The organism is Ciceribacter thiooxidans (assembly GCF_014126615.1).
Lineage (GTDB): Bacteria > Pseudomonadota > Alphaproteobacteria > Rhizobiales > Rhizobiaceae > Allorhizobium > Allorhizobium thiooxidans.
The window spans coordinates 273,071-293,743 of record NZ_CP059896.1; the positions used below are offsets into that span (position 1 = coordinate 273,071).

Below are 20,673 nucleotides of genomic sequence, written 5' to 3' on the forward strand. Positions count from 1 at the left end.
GAACCGACATGTACATCACCCAAGGCGCCTTCTCTTTCCTGCCGCCGCTGACGGACGAACAGATCGCCAAGCAGGTACAATACTGCATCGACAAGGGCTGGGCGGTCAGCCTCGAATTCACCGACGACCCGCATCCGCGCAATACCTATTGGGACATGTGGGGGCATCCGATGTTCGACAATCCGGATGCGGCTGCGCTGCTGATGGAACTGCGGGAATGCCGTAAGGTCTATGGTGACCGCTACATCCGGCTCGTCGCGTTCGACAACGGCCATGGTTGGGAATCGGTGAAGCTTTCCTTCATCGTCAACCGGCCGAAGGAGGAGCCGGGCTTCCATCTCGAACGGCAGGAATCCGCCGGGCGGGTCGTCCGCTATACGACCCGTTCCTATGCAACGGAACGGCCGGCGGGGCAGCGCTATGGCTGACCTCGTTCCGAACGAAAGCGCAGCCGACGGTGGCCCCCGCCGACGGCCGTCGACCTGAAGGTCGAGTACCAGCAGTCCGGCGTAAAGGACATTCTCGACGAACTCGATCGTGAACTCGTCGGTCTCGAGCCGGTCAAGCAAAGGATCCGGGAGACGGCCGCCCTGTTGCTGGTGGAGCGCGCCCGAAAACGCCTCGGACTGGCGCATGAGACACCGACGCTTCACATGAGCTTCACCGGAAACCCGGGCACCGGCAAGACGACCGTGGCACTGCGGATGGCCAATCTCCTGCATCGGCTCGGTTATATCCGCAAGGGCCACCTCGTATCGGTGACGCGCGACGACCTCGTGGGCCAGTACATCGGCCATACGGCGCCGAAGACGAAGGAAATCCTCAAGAAGGCGATGGGCGGCGTGCTGTTCATCGATGAGGCCTACTATCTATATCGCCAGGAAAACGAGCGGGACTACGGCCAGGAGGCGATCGAGATCCTGCTGCAGGTGATGGAGAACCAGCGCGACGACCTCGTTGTGATCCTCGCAGGATATGCGGATCGGATGGACCGGTTCTTCGAAAGCAATCCGGGATTTCGCTCCCGTATCGCTCATCACATCGACTTCCCCGACTACACGGACGATGAGCTTCTGACGATCGGGGAGATGATGTTGTCCGACCAGAGTTATCGTCTCGACGCGGAAGCTCGCCGGGTGATGGCACAGTATATCACTGCCCGTCGGCGCCAGTCGCACTTCGCCAATGCCCGCTCGATCCGCAATGCGCTCGACCGGGCGCGGTTGAGGCAGGCGAACCGGCTGCTGGACACCTCGGACGGTCCGTCATCCGCCGAGGAATTATCGACGATCACGGCCGCCGATATCCGGCCGAGCCGGGTACTTGCAGCCGTTAAAGCCACGGAGGAACAGGCATCATGAACAGGAAGGCGATCATCGCTCCCTCCGTGCTCTCCGCCGACTTCTCCCGCCTCGGCGACGAAGTCGAGTCCGTCGTACAGGCAGGCGCGGATTGGATCCACCTGGATGTGATGGACGGTCACTTCGTGCCGAACATCACCTTCGGCCCGCCGGTCATCAAGGCGATCCGCAACCGTACCGACGCGGTGTTCGACTGCCATCTGATGATCGCGCCGGCCGATCCTTATCTCGAAGCCTTTGCCGATGCCGGCTGTGATATCATCACCGTCCATGCCGAGGCCGGTCCCCATCTCGATCGGTCGCTGCAGGCGATCAGGGCGCTCGGAAAGAAGGCCGGTGTTTCGCTCAACCCTTCCACGCCTGAGAACGTCATCGAATACGTGCTCGACCGTATCGATCTCATCCTGTTGATGACCGTCAATCCGGGCTTCGGCGGGCAGGCCTTCATTCCGGCCGTGGTCGAGAAAGTGCGTCGTGTACGGACGATGATCGGCAACCGGCCGATCCATATCGAAATCGACGGTGGGGTCACGCCTGCGACTGCTCCACTGGTTGCGGCGGCAGGCGCGGACGTGCTGGTGGCCGGCTCGGCAGTTTTCAAAGGGGGTGACAAGGAGGCGTATAGGGAGAATATTAGCGCGATCCGGGCCGCCGCCGATGCAGCGCTCGGGCAGAAAGCCGCCTGACCAAATCTCGACACTCTGCGAGGAGGCAAAATGGCTGCGACCGCTCCCCTTTGCGACTTCGGCTGGAAGGCTGTCGATGCACGACTTCCCGGCGTCGACGGTCGCACTTCGTCCATCCTTGACCACGCGGGCCCACGCGGGCTCGTCGTCGCCTTCATCTGCAATCATTGCCCCTATGTGAAGGCGGTGATTGCCCGCATCGTCCGCGACGCGCGCGATCTCGCCGGTGCGGGCATCGGATTCGTCGCGATCAACTCCAACGATGCGCTCACCTATCCGGAGGATTCCTTCGAGAACATGCAGCGCTTCTCCGCCGACTATGCACTACCCTTTCCGTACCTGTATGATGAGGACCAGACGGTGGCACGTGCCTATGGCGCCGTTTGCACGCCGGATTTCTTCGGGTTCAATGCCGCCGGCGAGTTGCAGTATCGCGGTCGTCTCGATGCATCGCGGAAGGAGGTCGCCGATCAAGGCCTGCGTCGCGATCTCCACGAAGCCATGCTCGAGGTCGCAAGGACCGGCCGCGGCCCAGCGGAGCAGCAGGCGTCCATCGGCTGCTCGATAAAATGGAAATTTCCGGCATGAGGCGCCGGCGACCTTTCGGTTGCCCTGGTCCGTCGGCACGGCCCCCTCCCGCGCAGGACAATTGACGGCGAAACCGGATGCCTTTAACTTCGTCTCGGTTTCTTATCCGGGCACCGTGAGAAATCTGACGTGATGGCGGCGGCCCTCTTCCGCGGAAGAGGCACTGGAGTTTGTCGTCGAGACGGAAGGTGCGACATGGATATCATCAATCTTGTTCTGACGATCTGCCTCGTGGCTTCGCCTGACGAATGCCGCGAACAGAGCTTGCACTTCGAGGCGTCCGGCGGTCTGCTGAATTGCCTGTTTCTCGCGCCGACGCATATCGCGAAATGGTCGGAGGAGCATCCAAACATGCGGGTCGTGAAGTGGCGGTGCGCCTATCCCTCACGCGACATCAACATTTAGCAACGAAAGTCTTTTTACTTGCCGGCCAACAAGGGGTGAGGGGGAATGCGGAATTTGTTTTTCTTGTGCCGCCGATGGGCGCTTTTGATCCTGCTGCTGGGCGGCATTATCCCACCTGCTGGCGCAAGAGCCGCCGAAACGGTGAGGGTCGGCGTCCTCAAGTTCGGAACGGTAAACTGGGAACTCGATACCATCAAGCACCACAAGTTCGACGAGAAGCATGGCGTGAACGTCGACATCCGTTTCTTCGCCGGGGAGGACGCGACGAACGTCGCCCTTATGGCCGGCGAGGTGGATTTCATCGTCTCCGACTGGCTGTGGGTTTCGCGGCAGCGTGCGTCCGGCGAGGACCTGACGATGTTTCCGTACTCGACCGCTGTCGGCGCCCTGATGGTTCCGGCCGGATCACCGATCAAGACGCTTGCGGATCTCAAGGGAAAGAAGATCGGTGTCGCCGGTGGCCCCATCGACAAGAGCTGGCTGCTCCTGCAGGGACTCGCACGGAAAGAGAAGACCGGTGATCTCGCCGCCGACAATGACATCGCCTACGGCGCACCCCCACTGCTTGCGGAAAAGGCGCAGCAGGGTGAGCTCGATGCCGTGCTGAATTTCTGGCACTACTGTGCCCGTCTTGAGGCCGCCGGTTTCCGGCGGCTGGTGAGCGCGAACGATGCCGCTGAGGCGCTCGGAGCGTCCGGGCCGGTATCCGCCCTCGGCTACATTTTCCATGAAAGTTGGGCGAGAGAGCATCCGGATGCGATCGCCGGATTCATGGCTGCAACCGCTGAAGCCAAGGCATTGCTCGGCAGTTCCGACGAGGAATGGCTGAGGCTCGCACCGATCATCAAGGCTGATGGTCAGGCGCTCGTGGTGCTGCGGGATCGCTATCGCGAAGGCATTCCGAACCGGGCGATCGAGGACGAGGAGAAGGACGCGGCGGCGCTCTATGCGGTGCTTGCCGACCTCGGCGGAGAGAAGCTCGTCGGCTCGTCGAAGACGCTGATGCCCGGAACGTACTGGAGGGCAAGGTGACCACGGTTCCCGACCAGTCACCCGGCTCCTCGGGTCGCCGCGCAGGTCAGCGCCGCGCCTTCGGCGCCCCGATGGTGTCGGTCGCACTCTCCTTCGCGAGTCTTGTCCTGGTCTGGCATCTGGTTGCAACGATCTGGCCGAGCCGGTCGCTGCCGCTTCCGGCCGACGTTATGGCGGCGTTTCTGCGCGAAATGGCAACCGGCGAACTGCCACACCATCTCGGTATTACCCTGTGGCGGGTCGTGGCTTCCTTTTCACTTGCGATGGTGATCGGATCGGCGATCGGTATCTATCTCGGTGGCCACCGGCGGGTCGACGAATTCCTCCAGCCCTGGGTGATCCTCTTCCTCAATATTCCGGCGCTGGTCATCATCGTCCTTGCCTATATCTGGTTCGGCCTGACGGAAGCGGCGGCGATCGGCGCTGTCGCCGTCAACAAGATTCCGAATGTCATCGTCACCATGCGCGAGGGAACGCGCGCGCTCGACCTGCGCTATTCGGAGATGGCGCAGGTCTACCGCTTCAGTGCATTCGACCGGTTCCGACACGTCCTGCTTCCGCAGTTGCAGCCCTATCTCGCCGCAGCCGGGCGCTCGGGCATATCGCTGATCTGGAAAATCGTTCTCGTCGTCGAGCTGCTCGGGCGATCTGACGGCGTCGGCTTCCAGATCAACCTCTATTTCCAGCTTTTCGACGTCGCGACGATTCTCGCTTACACGCTCGCTTTCGTGGCGGTCATGCTCTTCATCGAACTGGTACTGGTACAGCCCATTGAACATGCATCCATCCGTTGGCGCCGGCGCACGGCTTGAGATCGACATAAGGCGAAAGACATTCCGTACCGCTTCCGGCGAGACGCTGGACGTATTGCGCGACCTGCACCTTGAGGTAGAGGAGAACGAATTCGCCTGCGTGATCGGCCCCTCCGGCTGCGGAAAGACGACGACGTTGAGAGTGCTGCTCGGCCTCGACAGGGATTTCGAGGGCAGCATTCGCTTGCCCGGCGTCGAGGATCCGCGCATCGGAACCGTGTTCCAGGAGCCGCTGCTGCTCCCATGGCGGACGGCCGAGGCGAATGTCAGGCTCGCACTGCCCAAGGCGCTGCGCGACAAGAATCTCGATCAGCTGTTTTCCCTGCTCGGCCTTTCGAAGATGCGGTCGTTCTTTCCGGGAGAGCTTTCGCTTGGTCTTGCGCGGCGGGCGGCGATCGCGCGGGCATTGGCGATCGAGCCGGATCTGCTGGTGTTGGACGAACCTTTCGTCTCTCTCGACGAGGCTACGGCGAACCAGCTCCGCCACATGTTGGCGGCGGCATGGTCAGAGCGACCGATGACGACCTTGATGGTAACCCATAACTTACATGAAGCAATTCTGCTCGCCGACAGGATCGTCCTTCTCTCGCCCCGCCCTTCGCATGTCACCGGGGTATTCCTGATCCGGATCCCGCGCGAGATGCGCAACGAGCAGGTCAGAAGTGATCTGATGCGTTCGTTTCGGGAGAAATTCCCCGACTACAGATGAGGAGCGGACCAATGGCACACCTGCCCAGCCGTCGAAGCGTCCTCAGGACGGGTTTCCTTCTCGGCGTGTCGTCGTTGATTTCTGCGGCGCGACCTGGCGCAGCAGGATCGGTCTTGCCTATGCGCGAGGTTGCGGAGGGCATTCACGTCTTCGGCGGCAAGCATGAACTGATGGATGCGTCCAACAAAGGAGAGATCTGCAATGTCGGGTTCATCGTCGGAAAGGATGCCGTTGCGGTGGTCGACAGCGGCGGAAGCGTGGTCGAGGGGCGTGCGCTGATCGCGGCCGTCCGTGCCGTCACCGACCGGCCGATCCGCTATCTGGTCAACACCCACATGCATCCCGACCATGTTTTCGGAAACGCTGCTTTTGCGGAGATCGGTGCGGAGATCGTCGGGCACCGGAATTTACCGCGGGCGCTCGCAAACCGTGGCTCGTTCTACCTGTCGAGCTACGGCGACGCGATGGGCAGCGATCTTATGGCGGACATCCGCATCGTGCCGCCAGAAGTGCTGGTGGAGACCGAGCGAGAACTTGATCTCGGTGGTAGATCCCTGGTCCTCAGGGCCTGGAAGCCGGCGCATACGGACAACGACCTCACCGTCTTTGACGCGACGACGCGGACACTCTTTACCGGTGACCTCTGCTTCATGGAACATCTGCCGACGCTTGACGGCTCGATCCGCGGTTGGATCGAGCAGCTTCAACTCCTGGCCGCGATCGGTGCAGACCAAGCGGTGCCGGGACACGGGCCCGTGGCGGCAAAATGGCCGGACGCACTTGACGACGAGCGCCGCTATTTCGAGGCGGTCGTCAGGGACGTCCGCAAAGCCATTGCGGACGGCATACCGATGGCCGAGGCGGTCGACAGGATTGCTCCGGAAGAGCGCGGTCGGTGGAGGTTGTTCGACGAGCATCACCTACGTAACGCCACGGCCGCCTTTGCGGAACTCGAATGGGAGTAGCAGTCGCGGCTGCGCGCCGAGCCGCTTGCAGAACCGTGATTTGCCGACAGGTGGGTGCTGGTGGTATTATTAGCCTCGCCGGGCACCGCCAGTTTCTGTGGTGGAGGCAGACATGACTGAACATGGTTCTGACTTGCTGACGCGACGCCAGGTCGCCACGGCATTTTTTGTCCTGTCGTTTTGTGTATCCGGCAGTGTGCCGGTGCGGGCGCAACCGCCCGCCACGACCGCGACATGGGACGGTCTCAAGATGGACATTTTCGGAGACCGGACGATAGACGCGGCCGACGGCATCGTTACGATCGACGCGCCGGCACGGGCCGAAGATGCGGCCATCGTGCCGATCGATCTTCATTTCGCGGGCCGGGCCGGGACCGCGGCTCTCAAGGCGGTTACTCTCGTGATCGACGAGAATCCGTCTCCGGTTGCCGCCACCTTTACCTTCGGCAAGGAGGCCGGCGTGACGCACCTTGCGACCCGCGTCCGCGTCGACTCATATTCTTACGTGCGAGCCATAGCGGAGACGGAAGACGGTAAGCTTTACATGACGCAAGCCTTCGTCAAGGCTTCGGGTGGCTGCGGCGCTCCGGCGAGCAAGAACCAGGACGAGGCGATGGCTTCGCTCGGCAAGATGAAGCTTCGGATATTCCCGCCCCAATCGGGCGGCGCCGACTTCTCGAAGGCGGCGGACGTGCAGCTGATGATCCGGCACCCGAACAATTCAGGCCTGCAAATGGATCAGATCACCCGGTATTACATCCCGGCGCATTTCGTTCATGACCTGACGATTTCGCAAGGTGACAGACTGATCCTGAAGATGGAGGGCGGCATTTCGATCTCTGAAGATCCGAACTTCCGTTTCCAGTTTGCTGCGAAGCCGGGCGAGGAGATCAAGGTCGAGGCGACCGACACGGAGGGCCAAGTGTTCAAGGGGCACTGGCCTCTCGATCCCGCCTGAACATTCCGGAGGCTAGAAGCAGCGGATGTCGGCTTCCGCCTGCGCCCGCTTCAGTTCGGTCATGGCGGCCTTGGCCGGGGCCGTCTCGCGGAAGAGGGCTCCCTTTTCTCCCGCTACCAGTCCCATACCCTTGAAGGTTTCGGCCGTCACATAATGTTCATAGGGAATGATGGAAGCAATCACGTCGATCGAGCAGGAGCAGCGATCAAGCATCTCCCGGTTCTCGCCGTTTGCCTTCATGCAACCGTAGACATATTCTGCGACCGTTGTCGTCGGGTACTCGGTGGCACCCATTGCCGCCGCCACCGAACCAGCCAATGCGGCGACTGCGAAAACCGAAGCCCGGATGATATCTGGTGCGCTCATGGCAGTCCTCATGTTGCACAGCAGTAAAGATTAGAGCAAGAATAACAGTAGAATTTGATGGATGGCAAACGATAAAATTAACCCGCCTGCAAGCTTACAATCCTGACCGTTTCTTTCCGTAATAAAACCAATAAAAATCTACGGTATACTGCGTTGCGGCATCGGTATATTGCGCTGCAGTAGACATTAATTCATAAACCTCTTGCGCATTTGATTTCGATAACCTATCGTCTCCCTGTTTCCGGCTTCAAGGACGTTGCCGTCAAGGGAGTGGTGACAGTCTTCGCAGGCCAAGCGGGGTGGGCGGTAACGGTGCCCTCCGCACGCCTTGGCTTCGGTCGTGACACGCTGCCGGAAATACTTCCCATTTGCGTGAGCTGATGGCGCGGTGAGGCCTTTCGAGGCGGATGCCGCCTGGCTCGTCCATTTTGGACTTAGGGAGGACTCGATATGCGTGCACGGAAACCTGCAAGAACTGTAATGAACGTGGCTTTGGCCACCACTGCTCTGTCGTTTGCCCTGGCTGGAGGAGCCAAGGCGGATGACGATCTTCAAGGCATGATGTCCGATTCCAAGAACTGGGTGATCCAGAGCGGGGATTATGCCAATACGCGATACTCGCAACTCGATCAGATCAACAAGGACAACGTGAAGGATCTCCAGGTTGCCTGGACCTTCTCGACGGGCGTTCTTCGCGGACATGAAGGAGGTCCGCTCATCATCGGCGACGTGATGTATGTTCACACGCCGTTCCCGAATACCGTCTTTGCTCTCGACCTGAACAACGACGGCAAGATTCTCTGGAAGTACACTCCGAAACAGGACTCGAACGTCATTCCGATCATGTGCTGCGACACGGTGAACCGTGGCGTCGCCTATGCTGATGGGAAGATCTTCCTTTATCAGGCGGATACCACGCTGGTGGCGCTCGACGCAAAGACGGGCGAGCCCGCCTGGTCGGTCAAGAACGGCTCGACCGCCGATGGCAGCACCGGGGAATCCGGCACGTCTGCCCCGATGGTGGTCAAGGACAAGGTCATTGTCGGTATCTCCGGCGGCGAGTTCGGCGTACGCGGTCACCTGACTGCCTACAACATCAAGGATGGCTCTCTCGCCTGGCGAGCCTATTCGATGGGCTCTGACAAGGAGACCCTCATCGATCCTGAAAAGACCACCCACCTCGGCAAGCCGGTCGGCTCCGACTCGGGTACGAATACCTGGGAAGGCGACCAGTGGAAGATCGGTGGCGGGACGACGTGGGGCTGGTACTCCTACGATCCCAAACTCAACCTGATCTTCTACGGAACCGGGAATCCGTCGACCTGGAACCCGAGCCAGCGCCCGGGCGACAACCGCTGGTCGATGACCATCATGGCGCGTGATGCCGACACCGGCGTCGCCAAGTGGCTCTACCAGATGACGCCTCATGACGAATGGGACTATGACGGCGTCAACGAAATGATCCTTGCCGACGGTGTGGAAATCGACGGCAAACCGCGTGACATCCTGTTCCATCCGGACCGCAACGGCTTCGCCTACACGCTCGACCGTGCCACCGGCGAACTGTTGGTCGCCAAGAAGTACGATCCGGCCGTCAACTGGGCCACGGAAGTGGTCATGGACAAGAACAGTCCGGATTACGGCCGGCCGAAGGTGGTGGACAAGTATTCCACTCACAAGGGCGGCGAGGATGTCAACACCACCGGCATCTGCCCGGCGGCACTCGGAACGAAGGACCAGCAACCGGCGGCCTATTCGCCGAAAACCAAGCTGTTCTACATCCCCACCAACCACGTCTGCATGGACTATGAACCGTATCGTGTCAGCTACACGGCCGGCCAGCCCTATATCGGGGCGACGCTGTCCATGTATCCGGCACCGAACAGCCACGGCGGAATGGGCAACTTCATCGCCTGGGACGCCGCAAAGGGTGAGATCGTGTGGTCGAAGCCGGAGCAGTTCTCGGTCTGGTCCGGGGCGCTCGCAACAGCCGGTGACGTCGTGTTCTACGGCACGCTCGAAGGCTACATCAAGGCCGTCGACCTGCAGGGTAATGAACTCTACAAGTTCAAGACGCCCTCGGGCATCATCGGCAATGTCACTACCTACGAACACAACGGCAAGCAGTACATTGCTGTGCTGTCCGGTGTGGGCGGCTGGGCCGGGATCGGTCTTGCCGCGGGTCTGACGAAGGGCACGGACGGCCTCGGGGCCGTCGGCGGCTATGCCGGCCTTTCCGATTACACGACCCTTGGTGGCCAGCTGACGGTGTTCGCGCTACCCGGCAAGTAAGCCGAGGACGCGAGATACAAGCTTCGAATGACCTCCTGAGCAGGATGAACCCGGTTGCACGACCGCGGACCGGGTTCATCGTCTCTCGATTTCACGAGTTTTCCAGGTCTTCGGGTGGCGGCGTTGGCCGGCCGCTGGAGCCGAACACGAGGTGCCTATGCCTTCCACTTTCAAGTATCTTCCGCTTGTGCTCGGGCTATTGCTCCCGGCGGGTGTGCCTTCGGCATTCGCCGACGACAAGGCCGCTGCGGCGGCCGTCACCAATGAGGATGGGAAATATTTCGACGCCGAAGGGTCGCCGACCTTCAAGATTGCCGAGGATGGTACCGTCGACTGGTACACTTACAGCGGCTATCGGCGGTTCAATTCCGAGTGCTTTGTCTGCCACGGTGCGGACGGTGCCGGGTCGTCTTTCGCGCCGGTTCTCGCCGACTCCTTGAAGACGATGAGTTATGGAGAATTCCTCCAGATCGTCGCCGAGGGCAGAAAGAACCTGACGGCCGGCAAGGAAAACGTCATGCCATCTTTTGGCAACAATAAGAACGTCTACTGCTATCTGGACGATATTTATGTCTACCTGCGTGCCCGGGCAGTAGGGGACCTTCCGAGAGGACGTCCCGCCAAGAAGGAAGAGAAGCCGCAGGCCGCGAAGGACCACGAAGCGTCCTGCATGGGTGGATGACATGGCAAGAGGCGTCTTTCGTTCGAGCATTGTCACCGCGTTGGCAATTCTGATTTTCCCGGTTTCGGCCTTCGCCCAGGGCGCAGGGCTTGGTGCGGCTGGAGAACTGGTCGATCCCGACGTGCTGCGTGTCTGCGCCGACCCGTCGAACATGCCTTTCAGTGATGAGAGCGGTGGCGGCTTCGAAAACAAGCTGGCGGAACTCGTGGCGGCAAAAACGGGCCGGAAATCCGTCGCCTACACCTGGTACCCAATGGCGACGGGTTTCGTTCGCAACACGCTGCGCGCAAATCTCTGTGACATCGTCATAGGATACGCGCAAGGCGATGAGCTCGTGCAGAACACCAATGCCTACTACAAATCGGCCTATGTGATCGTGCATCGCAAGGGCGACGGGCTGGAGGGCATCGACTCCCTTTCTGACCCGCGCCTTGCAGGCAAGAAGATCGGGGTTGTCGCCGGCACGCCGCCGGCGGCGACGCTCGCCCGCCTGGGTTTGATGCGGACGGTCAAGCCCTATCCGCTGATGGTGGATACCCGGTTCGCGCCGTCGATGGCAGAGGTGATGCTCAAGGAAATGGAGGCCGGCAAGATCGAGGTGGCGATCCTCTGGGGGCCAATGGCCGGCTACTATGCGAAGCAGGTCGGCAGCGACCTCGTCGTCGTGCCTCTTCTCAAGGAAAAGCCGGATCACATGTCCTATCGCATCACCATGGGCGTTCGGCCTTCGGACCAGGAGTGGAAGCGGACCTTGAACAAGGTCATTCGCGAAAACCAGAAGGAGATCAATCGAATCCTGCTGGGCTACAACGTTCCGCTGGTGGACGAGAACAGCCGTCCGATCACCGAGTAGTCGGACACGGGGAGGAGCATGCGACGGCCATGCGAATGCGCGAACTAGTCCTGGCCTTGGCGATCGCCCTCTTCCTGGCAGTGACCGCCGTTGCCGAACCCGTGCCGGAGCCGTCGGCATACAGGAGGGAGAACTACCGGGCCGAGGTGCCGGAGACCCTGAGCGGTGCACGGGTCGTCGACACACCGGAGGTCGTCAAGCTCTGGAAAGAGCATGGGGCCGTCTTCGTCGACGTTCTGCCCCATACGCCGAAGCCGCCGGAGCTTCCGGCGGGGACGGTCTGGAAAGAGAAGATAAGGGAGGACATTCCCGGCAGCGTCTGGCTCGCAAATGTCGGCTACGGCGTGCTCAACGAGGAGATGGAAGCGTTTTTCCGCACTAACCTGGAAAAGCTCACCGGCGGTAGCAACGAGAAGGCGCTGCTCTTCTACTGCCAGGAAAAGTGCTGGATGTCCTGGAATGCCGCAAAACGTGCGGTTGAATGGGGATACCAGCAGGTTCTCTGGTACCCGCACGGAACGGACGGATGGATCGCCGCAGGGCAGCCGGTCGAAAAGGCGGTACCCCTGCAACCCGAGATCTTACGCCGATGAGGCGTATGATGCCCAGCAAGACCATTTTCGGTCTTAAGAGAAGGAGGAGCTGATGAAGAAAACCTGGACGAAACCGACCATGTGCACTGTTGCCGCCGGCATGGAAATGTCGCGCTATTTCCCGGCACAGCTGAAGAAATAAGCCACCCAGTCGCCCCGTCCGTATCGGGCGGGGCGGCTCCTTCGATGCGTCGCTGGAGGACAATCGGTCGGATGCTGTTGAAAGTCCTGGGGTCCGCCGCGGGTGGAGGGTTTCCGCAATGGAACTGCAACTATCGATTGAGCAGGGCGGTCCGCCGCGGTGAAGAAGGATTTCGCCCGCGAACCCAATCGAGCCTCGCAGCTTGCGCGAATGGTCGCGATTGGGTGCTGTTCAACGCCTCCCCCGACATTCGCTCGCAGATCGACGCCACACCGGAATTGCAGCCGCCGCAGGAGGGCAAGCTTCGCGGGTCACCTATTCGCGCCGTGGTACTGACCAATGCGGATGTCGACCATATCGCCGGCCTGCTGAGCCTCAGGGAGCGCGAACGCTTCGTGGTTTACGCAACCGATCGCGTCCTCGAGGTCCTCGAGCAAAATACGATCTTCAATGTGCTCGATCCGCATTATGTGGAACGGCGCCTTCTGCCCCTTGGAGGCGTGATCCCGATTGCCGACAGCGACGGCCAATCAACCGGTATTCTGGTCGAGACGTTTTCTGTTTCCGGCAAGATCGCGCTTTTCCTTGAGGACGCCGGCCGTGCGAACGACGGTTTCGGCACGGAAGAGGGTGATACAGTGGGCTTGCGAATCTTCGAAGCGGACGTCGGGTCTTCGGCGTTCTACATTCCCGGCTGTGCTGCGGTTGACGGGAACCTGAAGGCACGTCTGGCTGGTGCTGCCTGCCTGTTCTTCGACGGTACCGTTTTCACCGACGACGAGATGCCCGTGGCCGGCGTTGGCTCCAAGACCGGAAAACGCATGGGACATCTGCAGATATCGGGGGCGCAGGGCTCGATGGCGCTCCTCGCCGACGTGCCGGTCGCGAGACGCATTTATGTTCATATAAACAACACCAATCCGATCCTCGACGAGCGCTCGTCCGAACACCAGGAGGTTCGCATGAGCGGCTGGGAGATCGGTCATGACGGGATGGAGATCAGACTATGACCAGATTTTCCAGTGCTGCGAAGAATGGGCTGACGCCGGCCGCGCTCGAAGCGCTCCTGCGGGAGGTGGGCGCCGCGCGCTATCACAATCGCCATCCGCTGCACCACAAGATGGTGTCCGGCGCACTGAGCAAGGGACAGCTCCAGGCCTGGGCTCTCAACCGCTATTGCTATCAGGCGGTCATTCCGCGAAAGGACGCGATGATCCTCGCGCGGGCGGAGGATCCCGCCTTCCGTGCCGAATGGCGCAAACGTATCGAAGATCATGACGGCACCAATGGCTGGGACGGTGGCATCGCGCGCTGGGTCAAGCTTGCGACAGGCCTCGGTCTCGACGACGCCATGGTCAAGAGCGAGCGTCTGGCACTTCCGGCGACCCGTTTCGCGGTCGGAGCCTATCTCTCGTTTTGCACTGAACGCAGTCTTCTGGAAGCGGTCGCCTCGTCGCTGACCGAGCTCTTCTCACCAGTGATCATCGGTGAACGCGTGCCGGCCATGCTCGCCAAATACGACTATGTCACCGAGGATATCCTCGCCTATTTCAAACCGCGCCCCGTGCAGGCATCGAGAGATGCCGAGTTCGCGCTGGCTTATGTGCTGAAGCACGCCGACAGTCCCCGGAAGCAGCAGGCGGTCATCGACGCGCTTGTTTTCAAATGCGATATTCTCTGGTCGATGCTGGACGCGCTCGAACACGCCTACGGCGAGAACGGCCACATTCCGCCCGGCGCCTTCGGCCCGGGGGCGGCATGATGACGCTCGTCAGGGAACGTGCCGTTCTTTCGACGTCGTCCAGGCCGATGCTGAAGCGGTACTGCCGGCTGCAGTTCGACCCAGTCCGGGATGCCTGGGCGCTGCTGGCACCGGAGCGTGTCTATTGGCCGAACGACGTCAGTCTCGAGATCCTGCGGCTATGCGACGGACAGCGCTCTGCCCGCGAAATCGTAGACCGGTTGGCTGAGCAGTACGAAACTCCGGCCGAGGACATCGCGGAGGATGTCGAGGATTTTCTCCAGGAGTGGGCGGACAGGTTGGTGGTGGCGTTATGAGCGAGATTCTTCCACCGCTTGGCATGCTCGCCGAACTCACGCATCGTTGTCCGCTGCAGTGCGTCTATTGTTCGAACCCGCTGGAGCTCCTGAAGGCCGACCGGGAACTGCCGACGGAAAGCTGGTTGTCGCTCTTCGAAGAGGCCGCTGATCTCGGGATCCTGCAGGTTCATCTTTCCGGAGGCGAGCCGACGCTTCGGCCGGATCTCGAAGAACTGATCGCCTGTCTCGCCCGCCGCGGGGTCTATTCCAACCTGATCACCGCCGGCGTCGGCATACCGGAAGGGCGCATGCAGGCCATGGCGGATGCCGGCCTCGACCACGTTCAGCTGAGTTTCCAGGGCGTCAATGCTGCGACGACCGAGCTGATCGGCAATCACAAGGGCGCGCAGGAAAAGAAGCTGGAGACCGCTCGCCAGGTGCGTTCCGCCGGCCTTCCACTCACGATCAATGCGCCCATTCATCGGCACAACATGCACGAAGTGCCGGCCTTCATCGAACTCGCCCTGTCGCTTGGGGCGGAGCGGCTTGAAATCGCCAACGTCCAGTATGCAGGCTGGGCGCTTCTCAACCGCAACTCCCTGATGCCGGACAGGGCGGATGTCGAACGGCAGGTGGAAATCGTCGAAGCGGCCCAGGAGCGGCTGCACGGGATCATGGCGATCGACTTCGTGACACCGGACTATTTTGCCGTCTATCCGAAGCCGTGCATGGGTGGCTGGGCGAGGGATGCGCTTGTCGTCACCCCCGACGGAACCGTCCTGCCGTGTCATGCTGCGGCCACTATTCCCTCTCTGACGTTCCAGAGGTTCGGTCAGCGAACTCTTACGGATATCTGGTATCGCTCCGACGCGTTCAATGCCTTCCGGGGCACGGCCTGGATGCCGGAGCCGTGCCGCAGTTGTGATCGCCAGGAAATCGACTGGGGTGGCTGTCGCTGCCAGGCTCTGGCGATTACCGGAGACGCGGCCGCCACCGATCCCGCCTGCGTCAAATCGCCATTCCATCACCGCATGGCGGAACTGGCAGAAGAGAAGGTCGTCGAGCCAGCGAGCCTGCAGTACAGGCGGATCGGGCGTGTCGCGCCGCCGTCAGCTCTTCGGCATGAGTTGGCCGATGAATTTTGACAGGCCGTAAAGCCGCTGCTCGATGATCGTCGGCACCTCGCAGACGTAGCTCAGCGACTGGACGCGCTCCTCGAAGACGCGTGTTTCCCATTTCAGTTGGTCGCTCTGCTTTTCCATTTCGGTGGGGTCGGCATTCGCGTCCCGCCTGAGCTTGTCGACATCCGATGCCTTCTTGCGGAGATCGGCCGCCAGTTGCCGCTGTTTGCCGGCATAGCGGGCAATGCCGGAGATGACCTGTTCCCTTTCCCGGTTGAGTTTCTCGAACAGGCCCTGGAAGACCTGTGCAAGCTTCTCGTCGGTCTGGTCGGCGGGTAGCGTTGCCGCGAAAGCTTCGAGCTGCTTTTGTGCTGCATCCATCGGAGTGCGCCGCGCCGCCAGTTCATCGACGAGTTGCGCGACGTCGGCATCCTTGTTCCAGTCCTTGGCTGTTTCGGGGAGCGCGTCGCCGTTCCATACCTGTGCGACGGAAAGTTCCGGCACCTTGCGCTGGACACAGGGCCAGTCCGGATCGGTGTTGCTGGCGGCCGCCGTTAGCCCCGGCACCATGGTTATGCCGACAGCGACCACGGCAATGATCGAGGTCCTCATGTGTTTCCTCCCGTGTCTTGCTTGCGGGTCGTCAGCCCCAGGCTCGGATTGTAGGCGAGAATGGCGCCTGCCAGGAACAGAAGTGTGACGGCTGCAACCACCAGAAGCGATGTCCATTCGATCTGCCCATAAAAGGCGAAACGGACCAGTTCGACCGCATAGGTGAACGGGTTCAGCAGGCAGATCCGATAGAGCAGGGGAGAGGCTTCCTGCACGCGCCACAGCGGATAGAGCGCCGACGAGGCGAAATACATCGGGAAGATCACGAAATTCATGATCCCGGCGAAATTCTCCAGCTGCCGGATCAGGGAAGACAGAAGCATGCCGAGCGCACCCAGCATCAGGCCCGAAAGAAACAGTGCCGGCAGCACCAGAAAATAGCCCACGACAGGCGCCTTCACATCCCAGAACCAGGCGATGGCCAGGAAAACATAGACCTGCACGATCGACACCGCGACGCCGGCAAGAAGCTTCGAAACCAGCAGGAACCAGCGCGGAAAGGGACTGACGAGAAGGGTTCGCATGTTGCCCATCTCGCGATCGTAGACCATCGAAAGGGAAGACTGCATGCCGCTGAAGAGGAGGATCATCCCGCAGAGGCCGGGTGTGATGTAGACTTCGTACAGCACATAAGTCTGGTAGGGTGGGATGATCGAGACGCCGAGGACCTGACGGAACCCGGCCGCGAAGATGAACAGCCAGAGCAGTGGCCGCACCAGCGAAGAGATGAAGCGTTCCCTCTGGTTCAGGTAGCGCAGGCCCTCGCGCTTCAGAATGCCCTTCAGGCAGACGAGATATTGTACTAGCCCGAGCCGTTCGCGGGGCGCCCAGTGCGGCGTTGATCCGTCATGCCCTGCAATGTCGGTCATGGGCGCACGCCTCCCCCGCGGATGTCAACAATGCCGGTGAGTCTGGAGAATGCCTGATGCAAGGTCGTCGATCCCGTCTGTCGGATCACATCGGCGACGGCGCCGTCGGCGACCACTTTTCCGGCATTCAGGACGACGACGTGATCAGCCTGGTTCACTTCGTCGATCAGGTGGGTCGCCCACAGGACGCTTGTGCCTTCCTGCTCGACGAGACGCCGGATGTCGGCGAGGATCGCCGCTCTCGACTTGATGTCGAGCCCGACTGTCGCCTCATCCAACAGCAGCAGTGACGGACGATGGAGGAGTGCGCGGACGATTTCCACGCGGCGCATCTGGCCACCGGAGAGGCTGCGCGCCTTATCATGCAGCCGGTCCTCCATGTCGATCGAGGCGAGCAGTTCCCGAATCCGATCGCGTGCTGCACCCGTGCCGATCCCGTGGAGCGAGGCGTGGTAGGAGAGGTTCTGCTGGACGGTGAGATCGAGATCGAGGGTTCGGGCCTGGAAGACGATGCCGAGTTGGCGAAGCGCGCTTCCGGCCTTACGGCGGATATCGTGACCGAAAATGCGGATATTGCCGGTTTGTGGTGAGAAGAGGTGACTGATCAGCGAGAAAAGCGTCGTTTTGCCGGCACCGTTGAGACCAAGCAGCACGGTGAACTGGCCTGAATCGATCGAGAACGAAACGTCGTCGAGCACTTTTCTGCTGCCATAGCTATAGCTCACAGTCGTCAACTCGAGCGGCGGCTGGGCCGGCTTCTCCTTCGGCCTGACGTGTGCATCTTCTGGCTGTCCGGCTCTGATGGTCATGGGTTCCGCTTTCCACGGGTGGCGGCACTCCGCGCCCCTTCTGTGTTGCACGAAAAGTGGGCGGTTACTTGATGATGATCTTGCCCTTCATCCCCTTGTCGGCGAGGTCGGGCACGGACCAGGTGTATTCTCCCGGCCGGACGGTGGTGAACTGAACGTTGATCGTTCCCTCGGCGTCGAATTCCAGCCAGGCGGGAGCCCCGTTCATGTGCACTTCCAGATCATCGATGATGATCTGGTTCATCCAGACGTTCCGGAAGAGGTCCGTCGCAAACTTGTATTCAAGCCCCCCTGCCGAAGTGATTTTCCAGCGGTAACCCTGGCCTGCGACGAGTTCGAAGTCCTTCTGGTTGACGGCGTAGATATCCTCCTTCGAACCGAGGACCAGTTCCGGCAGATTCTTGCTGGCGCGAGTAACCTTCGGCTGGTCCTTGTCGTCTTCCTCCTGGGCGGCTGCGTAAGGCTGGATTGAAAGCAGGCTTATGATGGCTGCGCAGGCGACGAGTTTGAGCTTGGACATTCATTCCTCCCGTTTTTCTCGATGCAGATCAGTTTGGTGCCACTGTCACGCCCCAGGGCAGGGCTCCGACAGTCACCGATTTGACTGGCTCGTCGGATTGCGTGTCGATGAAGGTGATGTCGTTTGAAAGCCCGTTCGTGCTGATGACGTACCTGCCGTCAGGCGTGAACGCGAGCTGCCAGACGCGCTGGCCGACCAGCACGTACTTCTCCACCTCGTAGGTTTCCGCATTGACCACCGCGACCCGGTTGGCGGGACCGAGGGCGACATAGGCTTTCTTGCCGTCGGCGGTGATCCGCACGCCGACGGGCTGGATGGCTTCGGACCTCAGCCCCTGGATCTCGAAGCTGATCTTGTGTTTGACCTCGCGGGTGGCATTGTCGATCACCGACACCGTGCCGCCGATCTCCGCACTGACCCAGACCTCCGAACCATCAGGCTTGAACTGTGCGAAGCGTGGGCGTGCATCGACCAGCACATTGGAGACGATCTCGTGGCTTGTCGTATCGATGAAATGGGCCATGTTCGTAGTTTCGGATGTGTTCACCATGGTTTTTCCGTCGGGGCTTATGCCCATCCCTTCCGGCTCCACGCCGACCGGGATTTCGGCAAGCACGGTCTTCTGCTCCACATCGATCACGGTGACGAGGTTGTCGTCTTCGTTGGCGACGTAGAGCGTCTTGCCGTCAGGCGACAGGACGAAGAGTTCCGGGTCCGGCCCGGATGGCAGGCTGCCGACGATTTCGTGGGTCGCCGTGTCGATGATCTCCACGGTATCGTCGTCGCTGGCGCATACGTAAAGGAACTTGCCGTCGCGGGAGACGGTAATTCCCCGGGGACGCTGTCCGACATTGATCGTCTTGACCGGCTCCATCGCGTCGGAGTCGATGATGGTCACCGTGTTGTCCTTTTCGTTGGACACGTAGACCGCATTCGCCCAGGCGGGCTGGGCGATGACCGTCGCCACGGCGGCGCAATAGAGCTGCCTGAGAAGTCCTTGCATTCCTCTCCTCCTCCCACTCTTCCTATTTCAGCTTGCACTTGGTTTCGGGCCGGTCGACACCGAGAGTATCGAGCTCCGAGAATTGATGGAGGAAACCGTCCTGGGGAGAGGTCGAGACGACGCCGCGGCCGTCGCCCAGCAGGATGGGCTGGCGCAACTGCCAGTTCCAGGTGCGGAAGGTGACCTTCTGCCCCTTGAACGCGGCGATCGAGAAGTCGTCCGACTTTATGAAGGCTTCGATCTTCCCGGCATCGTTTCCTTGCGTGCGGGTCGCCGCTTCGCCGAGGATGCGCACCGCCGTCCACGCCTGCATGTCCTTGGACAGCATGCGCCTGCCGGTTGCCTTGGAGAAACGATTCTGGATCTGCGATCCGCCCCACTGTTCACTGGCCGGATGCCAGCTTGAAGGGATGAGCCCGGCGGTGCCGGCGACTGGGCGCGGTGTCCACGTGCGGTACGGGACATAACTGCCGAACACTTCGCTCTCGTCGGCAACGATGACGACGTCATGCTCCGGGAGGTTCTGGGTGAAGACGGGCATCTGGCGCTGTACCTGGATGACGCCCGTATCGGTACGGCGGGCCGAGCCTGTATCCTTGTAGAGGCGCTCCTCGACGATCGTCGCACCGAAGCGCGTGGCAGCGCGACGGATCGCGTCGGCATAAAGCTGGTCGCGCTCGTGGGAGCCGTAGAGCAGCACCCATTTGCGCCATTGCTTCCACACCAGATACTGCGCGAGGCCATCGGCCAGCATGCTTCGGGTCGGCGCAGTGTGGAACACATTCGAGCGGCATTCCTCCTCGCGCAACACGTCGTCGGTGGCGCCGACGTTGAAAAGGAGAGCGCCGTTTTCGCGCGCGAGGTCGGCGATCGAGAGCAATTGCGCGGCGGAGATATCGGTCAGCACGAATTTGTCGCCGCGCGCGAGCATCTCCTTGAATGTGGCGACTACGTCTGCCTCGAACTTGACCTCCACGACGTCGAGACTGAACGACTGGCCGAGGAATTTTCCGGTCGTGTTGTTGTCGTTGATCGCGACGTTCGCACCGGCCACGCCCTCGTCGCGCGGGGGACGTCAAGGATCGACAGCGCCAGTTGCGGTTCGTAAGCGCGCAGGTAACCGATGCTGATTTTGGTCGGCGTCGGCGAGGCGCCGGTATCCTGCGCGCGAAGGTCCGTCGCATTGACGAGCAGCAAAAAAAAGCCCAATAAAAACGCGAGAGTTTCAGGCACCGTGCTCTCCGCAGCAAAACCA

24 protein-coding genes and 1 pseudogene are annotated in these 20,673 nt (G+C 61.0%); 18 read left to right on the forward strand and 7 right to left on the reverse strand.

Annotated features, from left to right (window positions below):
• Nucleotides 1-8: 8 nt before the first annotated feature.
• From H4I97_RS01235 to H4I97_RS01280, 10 genes are all read left to right on the forward strand, one after another.
• Nucleotides 9-428: a ribulose bisphosphate carboxylase small subunit gene (locus H4I97_RS01235; RefSeq protein WP_182306161.1), complete on the forward strand. Its 420-nt coding sequence runs from the start codon at nucleotides 9-11 to the stop codon at nucleotides 426-428.
• Between the two features lie 54 nt (nucleotides 429-482).
• On the forward strand, nucleotides 483-1,361 hold the full coding sequence (cbbX, locus tag H4I97_RS01240) for a CbbX protein (RefSeq protein ID WP_182307504.1): 879 nt from the start codon (nucleotides 483-485) through the stop codon (nucleotides 1,359-1,361).
• Nucleotides 1,358-2,047 (forward strand): ribulose-phosphate 3-epimerase, encoded by a 690-nt coding sequence (gene rpe / locus H4I97_RS01245; RefSeq protein WP_182306162.1) that lies wholly within the window; start codon nucleotides 1,358-1,360, stop codon nucleotides 2,045-2,047. Before cbbX ends, rpe begins: the two co-directional genes overlap by 4 nt.
• A gap of 30 nt (nucleotides 2,048-2,077) precedes the next feature.
• On the forward strand, nucleotides 2,078-2,635 hold the full coding sequence (locus H4I97_RS01250; protein WP_182306163.1) for a thioredoxin family protein: 558 nt from the start codon (nucleotides 2,078-2,080) through the stop codon (nucleotides 2,633-2,635).
• Nucleotides 2,636-2,830: 195 nt separating this feature from the next.
• Nucleotides 2,831-3,040 carry a hypothetical protein gene (locus H4I97_RS01255; RefSeq protein WP_182306164.1) on the forward strand — a complete coding sequence of 70 codons (210 nt, stop codon included), beginning with the start codon at nucleotides 2,831-2,833 and terminating at the stop codon, nucleotides 3,038-3,040.
• A 45-nt stretch (nucleotides 3,041-3,085) separates the two neighbouring features.
• Nucleotides 3,086-4,072, forward strand: a complete 987-nt coding sequence (locus H4I97_RS01260; RefSeq protein ID WP_182306165.1) for an ABC transporter substrate-binding protein — start codon at nucleotides 3,086-3,088, stop codon at nucleotides 4,070-4,072.
• Between the two features lie 71 nt (nucleotides 4,073-4,143).
• The gene (locus tag H4I97_RS01265) at nucleotides 4,144-4,884 is read left to right on the forward strand and encodes an ABC transporter permease (RefSeq protein ID WP_182307505.1); all 741 of its coding nucleotides are present in this window, start codon (nucleotides 4,144-4,146) and stop codon (nucleotides 4,882-4,884) included.
• On the forward strand, nucleotides 4,850-5,593 hold the full coding sequence (locus tag H4I97_RS01270; RefSeq protein ID WP_182306166.1) for an ABC transporter ATP-binding protein: 744 nt from the start codon (nucleotides 4,850-4,852) through the stop codon (nucleotides 5,591-5,593). Before H4I97_RS01265 ends, H4I97_RS01270 begins: the two co-directional genes overlap by 35 nt.
• An 11-nt stretch (nucleotides 5,594-5,604) precedes the next feature.
• Entirely contained in the window at nucleotides 5,605-6,558 is a 954-nt protein-coding gene (locus H4I97_RS01275; protein WP_182306167.1) for a quinoprotein relay system zinc metallohydrolase 2, read from the forward strand.
• 112 nt (nucleotides 6,559-6,670) lie between these two features.
• Nucleotides 6,671-7,516: a quinoprotein dehydrogenase-associated SoxYZ-like carrier gene (locus tag H4I97_RS01280; RefSeq protein ID WP_182306168.1), complete on the forward strand. Its 846-nt coding sequence runs from the start codon at nucleotides 6,671-6,673 to the stop codon at nucleotides 7,514-7,516.
• A 12-nt stretch (nucleotides 7,517-7,528) separates the two neighbouring features.
• On the opposite strand, the gene H4I97_RS01285 is transcribed toward H4I97_RS01280, so the two are convergent.
• Entirely contained in the window at nucleotides 7,529-7,894 is a 366-nt protein-coding gene (locus tag H4I97_RS01285) for a hypothetical protein (protein WP_182306169.1), read from the reverse strand.
• Between the two features lie 468 nt (nucleotides 7,895-8,362).
• Here H4I97_RS01285 and H4I97_RS01290 point away from each other — a divergent pair, with 468 nt between their 5' ends.
• The 8 genes from H4I97_RS01290 (at nucleotide 8,363) to pqqE (ending at nucleotide 15,629) form a co-directional block, all read left to right on the forward strand.
• Nucleotides 8,363-10,174, forward strand: coding sequence for a methanol/ethanol family PQQ-dependent dehydrogenase (locus tag H4I97_RS01290; protein ID WP_182306170.1), 1,812 nt, complete (start codon nucleotides 8,363-8,365; stop codon nucleotides 10,172-10,174).
• A 157-nt stretch (nucleotides 10,175-10,331) separates the two neighbouring features.
• Nucleotides 10,332-10,856, forward strand: a complete 525-nt coding sequence (locus tag H4I97_RS01295; RefSeq protein WP_182306171.1) for a c-type cytochrome, methanol metabolism-related — start codon at nucleotides 10,332-10,334, stop codon at nucleotides 10,854-10,856.
• Between the two features lies 1 nt (nucleotide 10,857).
• Entirely contained in the window at nucleotides 10,858-11,709 is an 852-nt protein-coding gene (locus tag H4I97_RS01300; RefSeq protein WP_182306172.1) for a substrate-binding domain-containing protein, read from the forward strand.
• A gap of 35 nt (nucleotides 11,710-11,744) precedes the next feature.
• Entirely contained in the window at nucleotides 11,745-12,302 is a 558-nt protein-coding gene (locus tag H4I97_RS01305; protein ID WP_342344129.1) for a PQQ-dependent catabolism-associated CXXCW motif protein, read from the forward strand.
• A 213-nt stretch (nucleotides 12,303-12,515) separates the two neighbouring features.
• On the forward strand, nucleotides 12,516-13,454 hold the full coding sequence (pqqB, locus tag H4I97_RS01310) for a pyrroloquinoline quinone biosynthesis protein PqqB (protein WP_182306174.1): 939 nt from the start codon (nucleotides 12,516-12,518) through the stop codon (nucleotides 13,452-13,454).
• Nucleotides 13,451-14,206, forward strand: a complete 756-nt coding sequence (gene pqqC, locus H4I97_RS01315) for a pyrroloquinoline-quinone synthase PqqC (RefSeq protein ID WP_182306175.1) — start codon at nucleotides 13,451-13,453, stop codon at nucleotides 14,204-14,206. Before pqqB ends, pqqC begins: the two co-directional genes overlap by 4 nt.
• On the forward strand, nucleotides 14,203-14,502 hold the full coding sequence (gene pqqD, locus H4I97_RS01320; protein WP_244658690.1) for a pyrroloquinoline quinone biosynthesis peptide chaperone PqqD: 300 nt from the start codon (nucleotides 14,203-14,205) through the stop codon (nucleotides 14,500-14,502). Before pqqC ends, pqqD begins: the two co-directional genes overlap by 4 nt.
• Complete coding sequence (gene pqqE / locus H4I97_RS01325; protein WP_182306176.1) at nucleotides 14,499-15,629, forward strand: pyrroloquinoline quinone biosynthesis protein PqqE; 1,131 nt, start codon at nucleotides 14,499-14,501, stop codon at nucleotides 15,627-15,629. The genes pqqD and pqqE overlap by 4 nt, the downstream gene beginning before the upstream one ends.
• Here pqqE and H4I97_RS01330 read toward each other — a convergent pair.
• The 6 genes and pseudogenes from H4I97_RS01330 to H4I97_RS01355 form a co-directional block, all read right to left on the reverse strand.
• Nucleotides 15,594-16,217, reverse strand: coding sequence for a hypothetical protein (locus tag H4I97_RS01330; protein ID WP_182306177.1), 624 nt, complete (start codon nucleotides 16,215-16,217; stop codon nucleotides 15,594-15,596). The two genes, pqqE and H4I97_RS01330, sit on opposite strands and share 36 nt — an antisense overlap.
• On the reverse strand, nucleotides 16,214-17,086 hold the full coding sequence (locus H4I97_RS01335) for an ABC transporter permease (RefSeq protein WP_182306178.1): 873 nt from the start codon (nucleotides 17,084-17,086) through the stop codon (nucleotides 16,214-16,216). The genes H4I97_RS01330 and H4I97_RS01335 overlap by 4 nt, the downstream gene beginning before the upstream one ends.
• Nucleotides 17,083-17,895 (reverse strand): ABC transporter ATP-binding protein, encoded by an 813-nt coding sequence (locus H4I97_RS01340; protein ID WP_182306179.1) that lies wholly within the window; start codon nucleotides 17,893-17,895, stop codon nucleotides 17,083-17,085. The genes H4I97_RS01335 and H4I97_RS01340 overlap by 4 nt, the downstream gene beginning before the upstream one ends.
• 64 nt (nucleotides 17,896-17,959) lie before the next feature.
• Entirely contained in the window at nucleotides 17,960-18,415 is a 456-nt protein-coding gene (locus H4I97_RS01345) for a cupredoxin domain-containing protein (RefSeq protein ID WP_182306180.1), read from the reverse strand.
• A gap of 28 nt (nucleotides 18,416-18,443) precedes the next feature.
• Nucleotides 18,444-19,418: a YVTN family beta-propeller repeat protein gene (locus tag H4I97_RS01350; protein ID WP_182306181.1), complete on the reverse strand. Its 975-nt coding sequence runs from the start codon at nucleotides 19,416-19,418 to the stop codon at nucleotides 18,444-18,446.
• A gap of 22 nt (nucleotides 19,419-19,440) precedes the next feature.
• Nucleotides 19,441-20,651 (reverse strand): annotated as a pseudogene (locus H4I97_RS01355) (ABC transporter substrate-binding protein).
• Nucleotides 20,652-20,673: the final 22 nt, after the last annotated feature.